Annotated in this window: 7 protein-coding genes and 1 tRNA gene; 6 read left to right on the top strand and 2 right to left on the bottom strand. The window is 71.3% G+C overall.

What is annotated here, in order from left to right; all coding sequences use genetic code 11:
• The first annotated feature begins 265 nt into the window (after positions 1–265).
• From moaC to ACZ4FV_RS44645, 6 genes are all read left to right on the top strand, one after another.
• Entirely contained in the window at positions 266–733 is a 468-nt protein-coding gene (moaC, locus tag ACZ4FV_RS44670; RefSeq protein ID WP_395864715.1) for a cyclic pyranopterin monophosphate synthase MoaC, read from the top strand.
• Positions 733–1,413 carry a MogA/MoaB family molybdenum cofactor biosynthesis protein gene (locus tag ACZ4FV_RS44665; protein ID WP_465326601.1) on the top strand — a complete coding sequence of 227 codons (681 nt, stop codon included), beginning with the start codon at positions 733–735 and terminating at the stop codon, positions 1,411–1,413. Before moaC ends, ACZ4FV_RS44665 begins: the two co-directional genes overlap by 1 nt.
• On the top strand, positions 1,398–2,027 hold the full coding sequence (locus ACZ4FV_RS44660) for a GNAT family N-acetyltransferase (RefSeq protein ID WP_402239223.1): 630 nt from the start codon (positions 1,398–1,400) through the stop codon (positions 2,025–2,027). The genes ACZ4FV_RS44665 and ACZ4FV_RS44660 overlap by 16 nt, the downstream gene beginning before the upstream one ends.
• Before the next feature lie 496 nt (positions 2,028–2,523).
• Positions 2,524–3,684 carry a divisome protein SepX/GlpR gene (sepX, locus tag ACZ4FV_RS44655; RefSeq protein WP_465326599.1) on the top strand — a complete coding sequence of 387 codons (1,161 nt, stop codon included), beginning with the start codon at positions 2,524–2,526 and terminating at the stop codon, positions 3,682–3,684.
• A gap of 49 nt (positions 3,685–3,733) precedes the next feature.
• Positions 3,734–3,807: transfer RNA gene (locus ACZ4FV_RS44650), tRNA-Ala, on the top strand.
• A 295-nt stretch (positions 3,808–4,102) separates the two neighbouring features.
• Positions 4,103–4,948, top strand: a complete 846-nt coding sequence (locus ACZ4FV_RS44645) for an SGNH/GDSL hydrolase family protein (protein ID WP_395864181.1) — start codon at positions 4,103–4,105, stop codon at positions 4,946–4,948.
• A 155-nt stretch (positions 4,949–5,103) separates the two neighbouring features.
• On the opposite strand, the gene ACZ4FV_RS44640 is transcribed toward ACZ4FV_RS44645, so the two are convergent.
• Together ACZ4FV_RS44640 and ACZ4FV_RS44635 are read right to left on the bottom strand one after the other, a co-directional pair.
• Positions 5,104–5,679, bottom strand: coding sequence for a TetR/AcrR family transcriptional regulator (locus ACZ4FV_RS44640; RefSeq protein WP_395864180.1), 576 nt, complete (start codon positions 5,677–5,679; stop codon positions 5,104–5,106).
• Between the two features lie 82 nt (positions 5,680–5,761).
• Entirely contained in the window at positions 5,762–7,498 is a 1,737-nt protein-coding gene (locus ACZ4FV_RS44635; protein ID WP_395864178.1) for a dolichyl-phosphate-mannose--protein mannosyltransferase, read from the bottom strand.
• Between the last annotated feature and the right edge of the window lie 34 nt (positions 7,499–7,532).

The raw sequence follows: 7,532 nt of genomic DNA, 5'->3' as shown, positions 1-7,532 counted from the left end.
CCCCCCCCCCCCCCCCCCCCCCCCCCCCCCCCCCCCCCCCCCCCCCCCCCCCCCCCCCCCCCCCCCCCCCCCCCCCCCCCCCCCCCCCCGCCCCGTTGTGCCTCTAACGTTGCCCCAGCACGACACACGGCAGTTCGACGCACTCGGCAGTCCGATACACAAGGCACTTCTACGCCCACCGCACGGGGGGCTCACCGTATGGGGTGGAAAGTTGACGCGCGGCGCCAAGAACCTCACGCACCTCGACGAGGCCGGCGCGGCCCGCATGGTGGACGTCACGGCCAAGCAGATCTCGGTCCGCACGGGCACGGCCTCGGGCCGGGTGCTCGTGTCGCCCCGCGTGGTCGAACTCCTGCGGGGCGAGGGCGTGCCCAAGGGTGACGCCCTGGCCACCGCCCGGATCGCGGGCATCATGGCCGCCAAGCGCACCCCCGACCTCGTGCCGCTGTGCCACCCGATCGCGCTGCACGGCGTCGCGGTGGACCTGACGGTGCAGGACGACGCGGTGGCGATCACCGCGACCGTGCGCACCGCCGATCGCACCGGGGTCGAGATGGAGGCGCTGACGGCGGTCTCCGTCGCGGCGCTCACGGTCGTGGACATGATCAAGGCAGTGGACCCGGGCGCGGTCATCACCGACGTGCGGGTCGAGCAGAAGACGGGCGGCGCCTCCGGGGACTGGCGACGGGACACCGGGGCAGGGGCCACACAACGGGACGGAGGGCAAGTCTGATGCGAGCCATGGTGATCACCGTGTCCACCCGCGCGGCGGCCGGTACCTACGGGGACGAGAGCGGTCCGGTGATCGTGCGCGGGCTGCAGGCGCTGGGCTTCGAGACGCGGGGACCGCAGGTGGTACCCGACGGCGAGCCGGTCGCCCAGGCGCTGCGGGACGCGGTCGCGGGCCACTACGACGTGATCGTCACCACCGGGGGGACCGGGCTCAACCCGTTCGACCAGACCCCGCAGATGACCAGCCGGGTGATCAGCTACGAGGTGCCGGGCATCGCCGAGGCGATCCGGATGGAGAACTTCGCCAAGGTGCCGACCTCGATCCTGTCGCGCGGCATCGCCGGCGTCGCGATCACCCAGGACTCGCACTGGACCTACCGCAGCCTGATCGTCAACCTGCCCGGCTCGCCCGGTGGCGCGCAGGACGGCATCAACGTGCTGTCCAAGGTGCTGCCGCACGTGGTGTCGCAGCTCCAGGGCGGCGACCACCAGCAGGGCGGCGGGTTCGGCGGCGGCGGTGGTGGCGGTGGCTTCGGCGGCGGTCAGCAGCAGCCCGCGCCCGGGGGCGGCGGCTACCAGGGCGGCTTCGGCGGGGGCGGCGGCTACCAGGGCGGTGGCGGTGGGTTCCAGGGCGGCGGGGGCTACGGAGGGGCGCAGCAGCCGCCATGGGGCACGCGCTGACCCGCGGGTGGCCGGTGGAGCTCACCGAGGGCCGGGTGACCCTGCGCCCGATCCGCGCCCGCGACGCGGCCGCGTGGCAGGAGGTGCACACCCGCAATCGCGAATGGCTGCGCCGCTGGGAGGCGACCGTGCCGCCGGGATCGGCGGCCGGTCGCCGGCCGACGTTCCGGCAGATGGTGCGCTTCCTGCGGGCCGAGGCGGGCGCGGGGCGGATGTTGCCGTTCGTGGTGTTGTACGACGGGCAACTGGTCGGCCAGGTCACGGTCGCCGGCATCACGTGGGGGTCGATGTGCTCGGCACACGTGGGCTATTGGGTGGACGAGCAGGTCGCCGGGCTCGGCGTGATGCCGACGGCGGTCGCGCTCGTCGCCGACCACTGCTTCTTCCGGCTCGGTGTGCATCGCCTGGAGGTGTGCATCCGGCCGGAGAACCGGGCCAGTCGGCGGGTGGTGGACAAGCTGGGGTTCCGCGAGGAGTGCCTGCGCCCGCGCTACCTGCACATCGACGGGGACTGGCGCGATCACCTCGCCTACGCGTTGAACGCCGAGGAGGTCCCCGAGGGGCTGCTGATGCGGTGGCGCGCCTATCGGGAGAGCCGGGGCTTCACCTGGTAGGGGATCCCGTCGAGCGCGATCCGTGCGTTCGGAACCCCTTCGGGCGGAACCTCCGCGAGGAACCCTTCGGGCGGAACTCGGTGGGAACCCCTTCGCGCGGAACTCCGTGGGGAACCCCTCGATGTGAATCTCTTCGATGTCGATCCCGCCATATCGACACATCGATCTTGCGATTTCGCTACTCTTCCGGAGATATGAGCGGTGTCACCTCGGCAGACCCCGGAGCCCCCGGGAGAACGGCTGCCCGAGGGGCCTCGGGAGCCACGCCGGCTCCGGGCATCTCGGGTGTCCCGGTGATTTCGGCCGTGTCGGGCTTCTCGCCGAATTCGGGGGTGTCGGGCTTCCCGGTGAATTCGGCCGCGCCGGACGGTTCGGTGGATTTTGTCGCCTCGGGCGTCTCGGCAGTCACATTCGTCACATGGGCATCACTGCGGATCGGGCGACACACCGTGCCTAATCCGACGATGCGGCGCCCATCCGGCTTAGCGTGTGAAGCGTGAACGGCAGCGGCCTGATCTACGCAGCGATCGTGGGGGCCTGGGCTGCCTATCTGGTGCCCATGTGGCTTCGCCGACAGGACGAGCTCAACGAGGCCCGGCCGACCGAGCGATTCACCACCGCGATCCGGATCCTCTCCCGTCGCGGCGCCTTCGAGCGCCGCTCCGCCCGTGCGCTCGCGGAGGCCCCCGCTTCCGTGGAGGAGGGCACGGACGCACCCGACCGGCGCGCTCCGGCCGAACCGCCGCGCGCCGCTCGGCAACACCCGGCCAAGCCCGGCGCGCAGTCGACGCCGCAGACGGCCCCGCAGTCGGCCGCGACCCCCGGGTCGGCGTCCTCGGCCAAGGGCAAGCCCGCCGCGGCCAAACGTCCCGCCGCGACGGTCCGCCGCGACGAGGGCCGGGCCGCGCTGCTCACCCGGCGCCGTCGGGTGATCGCGAGCCTGTTCGCGACCTTCACCGCCGGCGCGATCCTGGCCGGGGTGGCCGGGATCGCCTGGCTGTGGCTGCTGCCCGCCGTGCCCGGCGTCCTGCTCTCCGCGTACATCGTCCACCTGCGTGTGCAGGAGCGGCGTCGCTACGAGGCGGGACTGCGCCGACTGGGCCGACCCGCGGGCAAGTCCGGCGGACCCGCCGACGGCTCCTCGGCCGCCGAAGCGCGTTCGCGGGCCAAGTCCCGCGAGACACCCGACGGCCCGCCGGCCGAACCCCGCGCGGCGGATCGGCCGACCGGCGGCGACCCGCGTGCGCCCCGTGCGCCGCGCTCGGGGCCGACCGGCTCCGCCGGGACGGGCGGCGCCTCGGGAGCCTCCGCCTCGGCCCGGGGTCGGCGCGACCGCGAGGCGGAGGAACCCGCCCTGGCCGAGTGGATCGCCGAGTTGGCCATCGACGGAGGCCCGCACGATCGCGACTCGTGGGACCCGGTGCCGGTCCCGCTGCCCACCTACGTGACCGCTCCGGTGGTCCCGCGCGGCGACGCCGAACAGGAGCCGGAGCGCCCGCAGATCCACGCCGTCCCGGACCCCCGGCCGACCGAGTCGGCCCGCCCGTCCACCCCGTTGTTCGACCAATACGCCGAGGACACCCGTACCGCCTACGGCTCCTCCGTCGACTCGCTGCCCCTGTACGAGCACGAGTGGCGCCGGGCCGTCAACGAGTGAATACCCGTGCGCGACCCACCTCGTCGAGGTGGTAATGTTTCTCCTCGTTGGGCCTGTGGCGCAGTCTGGTAGCGCACCTCGTTCGCATCGAGGGGGTCTGGGGTTCAAATCCCCACAGGTCCACACAGCACGAAAGCCCCGCCGGGATCCGGCGGGGCTTTCGTCGTTCCCGAGTCCCGACGCGTGGCAAGGCCCGTCCGGATTCGGTGAGTTGTACGGGATCGGGTTACGGGTCGATGAGGAGTGGGTGAACTGCGTCGCTTTTCCGGCGGTGCGGGAATGCGCGGCGGTTGATCGGGCTTGGCCGAGAGAGTGCGCCCGCCGAAGGTGTGCGGGGGCGCTGCCGCGTGTAGCGGAATGTGTTCGGGTGGTTATTACGGTCGCGTAGGCGAGGTGAGCGATGCCAACATCGGGTGACATGGCCGAGCTATTGAATCCACACGGGAACCTGTCCGGAATCGACTCTTATGTGGCAATCGGCGACAGCTTCACCGAAGGTGTCGGCGATCCCGGGCCCGACGGGAACTACCTCGGGTGGGCCGATCGGTTCGCGGCTCGGCTTTCGACGGAGCGGCCTGGCCTTCGGTACGCGAATCTGGCCGTGCGCGGGAAGCTGCTGCATCAGATCGTCGAGGAGCAGGTGCCGTTGGCCATCGCGGCACAACCCGATCTGGTGACGTTGTGCGCGGGTGGCAACGACGTGCTGCGGCCCGGGAGCGATCCGGACAAGCTGGCCGCCGAGTACGAGCAGGCGGTCGCCGCGTTGACGGCGACGGGCGCTCGGGTCGTGGTTTTCACCGGGTTCGACACGCGCTGGGTGCCGGTGCTCAAGCTGATCCGCGGCAAGGTGGCCACGTACAACGAGCTGTTGCGGGTGGTCGCGGATCGGTACGACTGCCCCGTCGCGGACATGTGGGGGCTCACGTCGCTGCACGATCGGCGTGCCTGGAGCGAGGACCGGCTGCACCTGTCGCCCGAGGGGCACGACCGGGTGGCGCTCAAGGTCGGCCGGGCGCTCGGGTTGGCCGTCGAGGGTGACCCGGACGCGCCATGGCCGGCGGAGGCCGTCGCGGTCACGGCCGGCGCGGCGCGGCTGGAGAACGTGCACTGGGCGCGGGAGCACCTGGTGCCGTGGATCGGGCGGCGGCTGCGCGGACAGTCGTCCGGGGATCACATCACCGCGAAGCGGCCGGAGTTGGCGCCGCTGGATCATGTCGCCGCGATCCCGCCCGTTGGCGCACCCGTGAGTCGTCAAGCCTCGTAGGGCCCGGCGGGTCCTCAAGCGCCGGACGGGCTGGATGGTCAGCCTGTGCCGGGTTGTCCTCAAGCGCCGGACCGGCTGGGTGGGTTGTGCTCAAGTGCCGGACGGGCTGGTGGGGTTGCGGGAGGCTGGTCCTCGGGTGTTCGGCGGGACTTGGTTTATGGGGTCGGTTCCGCTGCTGTGCCCAGGAGGAGGAGGCGGGCGGAGCGGGTTACCGTGCGTTCGACGTCGTCCATCGTCATGCGGCCGAAGGCCCAGCTGAAGAGGGCGCCTTCCCAGGCGATGCCGAGTAGGTGGACGAACTCGTCGGCGCCGGTGATCTCGTCGCCCAGCGCGGTGCGGAACATGTCGTTCATGATCCGGTTGATCTCGCGATGACAGTCGCCCACGCCGGGGTCGGACGACCCGAGCGCGTGGATCAGCGCGGCGGTGAGCCGAGGGTGGCGGGCCATCGTCCGGCACGTGTTGTGCAGGATCGCGCACACTCGCTCGGCGGCGTCGGTGCCGTCCGGCCGGGCCGCGTCGCTGCGTTCCAGTGCGGCGATCCACTCCAGGTGGGTTGCCGCGAGCAGGTGGTCCTTCGAGGAGAAGTGCCGGTAGATGGTCGCCGAGGAGAGCCGGGACAGGCGGACCACGTCGCGCATCTGCACGCTGTCGTAGCCGCCCGCCGCGGCCAGGTCGCGGGTCGCGTCGATGGCCCGCCTGCGTATGTCCTGCTCCCGCGCGACGGACACCGGCGCAGCCTCTCTCGGGGTCGACAACAGCATGGGCAACGGCTTCGACGACGGCGACGACTTCGCCCAGGACGCCGACACGCTAGATCCAGGTGCTGAACCACATACGGTCCAGCCACCCGCTGCGCGAGATCGTCTCACCGGTGAAGATCGGATAGAAGTACAGGAAGTTCCACGCGATCAGCGCGATGATCGCGACCACGCCCGCCGTACCCCAGGCCCGTCGCCGTTCGCCGGCCCCGGGTGGGCCGAGCAGCGCGCCGAGCATCATGGTCACCGCCAGGCACAGGAACGGGACGAACGCGACGGCGTAGAACAGGAAGATGGTGCGCTGCTGGTACGCCATCCACGGCAGGTACGCGGCGGCGAGTCCGCACAGGATCGCGCCCGCGCGCCAGTCCCGGCGGCCGGCCCAGCGGAAGAGCAGGTAGCCGACCGCGATCACGCCGGTCCACCACAGCAGCGGCGTGCCGATGCCCAGCACGGTCTGGTAGCAGTCCTGCTCGGTGCAGCCGGCCGTGCCCCGGTGCACGGTCTCGAAGTAGTAGGCGACCGGTCGGCCCAGGACCAGCCAGCTCCACGGGTTGGATTGATACGGGTGCGGGCTGTCCAGGCCGGTATGGAAGTTCCACATCTCCGAGTGGTAGTGCCACAGGCTGCGCAACGGCGCCGGCACCCACGTCATCCCGAATTGCGGCAGCGGGACGGAGAAGAGCTTGAGGTCGAGGGAGCCGGGGGAGAGCCCGGCCCGGTGGTCGGCCCAGTCCCGGAAGTAGCCGTCGTCGGTCATCAGCCAGCCGGTCCAGGACCAGATGTAGATCATCAGCGCGACCAGCACGGTGGACAGGAACGCGAAGAGCACGTCGTGGCGCAGTGCGGCGCGGTAGGGGCGGCGGGCGCCGCAGGCCCGGCGGGTGCCGGCGTCCCACAGCACGGTCATGACGCCGAAGGCGGCGAGGACGTAGATGCCGCTCCATTTGGTGCCGCAGGCCAGGCCGAGGCAGATGCCGGCCATGATCCGCCAGGGGCGCAGGCCGAATTTCGTCGTGGCAGCGCGTGCGGCGTCCGGGCCGGTTTCGAAGAGTCGGGCGGCGATCGCCCTGGTGTCGTCGCGGTCGATGAGCAGGCAGCCGAACGCGGCCAGGATCCAGAACATCAGGACCAGGTCGAGCAGTGAGGTGCGGCTCATCACGAAGTGCAGTCCGTCGAGGGACATCAGCAGTCCGGCGACGCAGCCCAGGAGTGTGGAGCGGAACAGGCGGCGGCCGATCCGGCACAACATCAGCACCGACAGCGTGCCGAGCACGGCGAGTGCGAACCGCCATCCGAACGGGGTGAGTCCGAAGAGTTGCTCGCCCAGCGCGATCGTCCACTTCCCGATCGGCGGGTGCACGATGTACGAGCCCTGTGTCTGCAGGACGTCGTGTTGTCCGGCCAGGATCTGTTCGTTGGCCTCCTTGGGCCAGGTGCCCTCGTAGCCGAGCTTGAGCAGCGACCAGCCGTCCTTGGCGTAGTACGTCTCGTCGAATATCACCGCCCTGGGCCTGCCCAGGTTCCAGAACCGGATGAAGCCGGCCAGCAGGGTCACCAGGATGCAGGGCAACCAGCCGCCGCCGGTGTACGCGCTGTTGTCGGTGTACGAGGGCACGAGCCGCTCGCGCAGCGAGGTCGGCGGCCGGTCCCGGTATCCGAATCGAGCCAGTGACCAGGCCCACCCGCGCGGCTCGGGACGTGCGGCCCCGGTGCTGCCGGGGGACTCCGCATCCCCCTTTGGGGGGTGCTTTCGGGTCGGCTGATCGGTAGCCACGTCACTCGTCACCCGAGCATCGTATTGACGCGCGGGCGAACCGGGG

Source organism: Embleya sp. NPDC025285 (assembly GCF_055558835.1).
This window is presented reverse-complemented; position numbering and strand designations above follow the sequence as displayed.

What these genes read in the sequence shown, in the direction of transcription:
- ACZ4FV_RS44645 (WP_395864181.1), top strand. Translation starts at nt 4,103, where the DNA reads ATGGCCGAGCTATTGAATCCACACGGGAACCTGTCCGGAATCGACTCT.
- moaC (WP_395864715.1), top strand. Translation starts at nt 266, where the DNA reads ATGGTGGACGTCACGGCCAAGCAGATCTCGGTCCGCACGGGCACGGCC.
- ACZ4FV_RS44660 (WP_402239223.1), top strand. Translation starts at nt 1,398, where the DNA reads ATGGGGCACGCGCTGACCCGCGGGTGGCCGGTGGAGCTCACCGAGGGC.
- ACZ4FV_RS44665 (WP_465326601.1), top strand. Translation starts at nt 733, where the DNA reads ATGCGAGCCATGGTGATCACCGTGTCCACCCGCGCGGCGGCCGGTACC.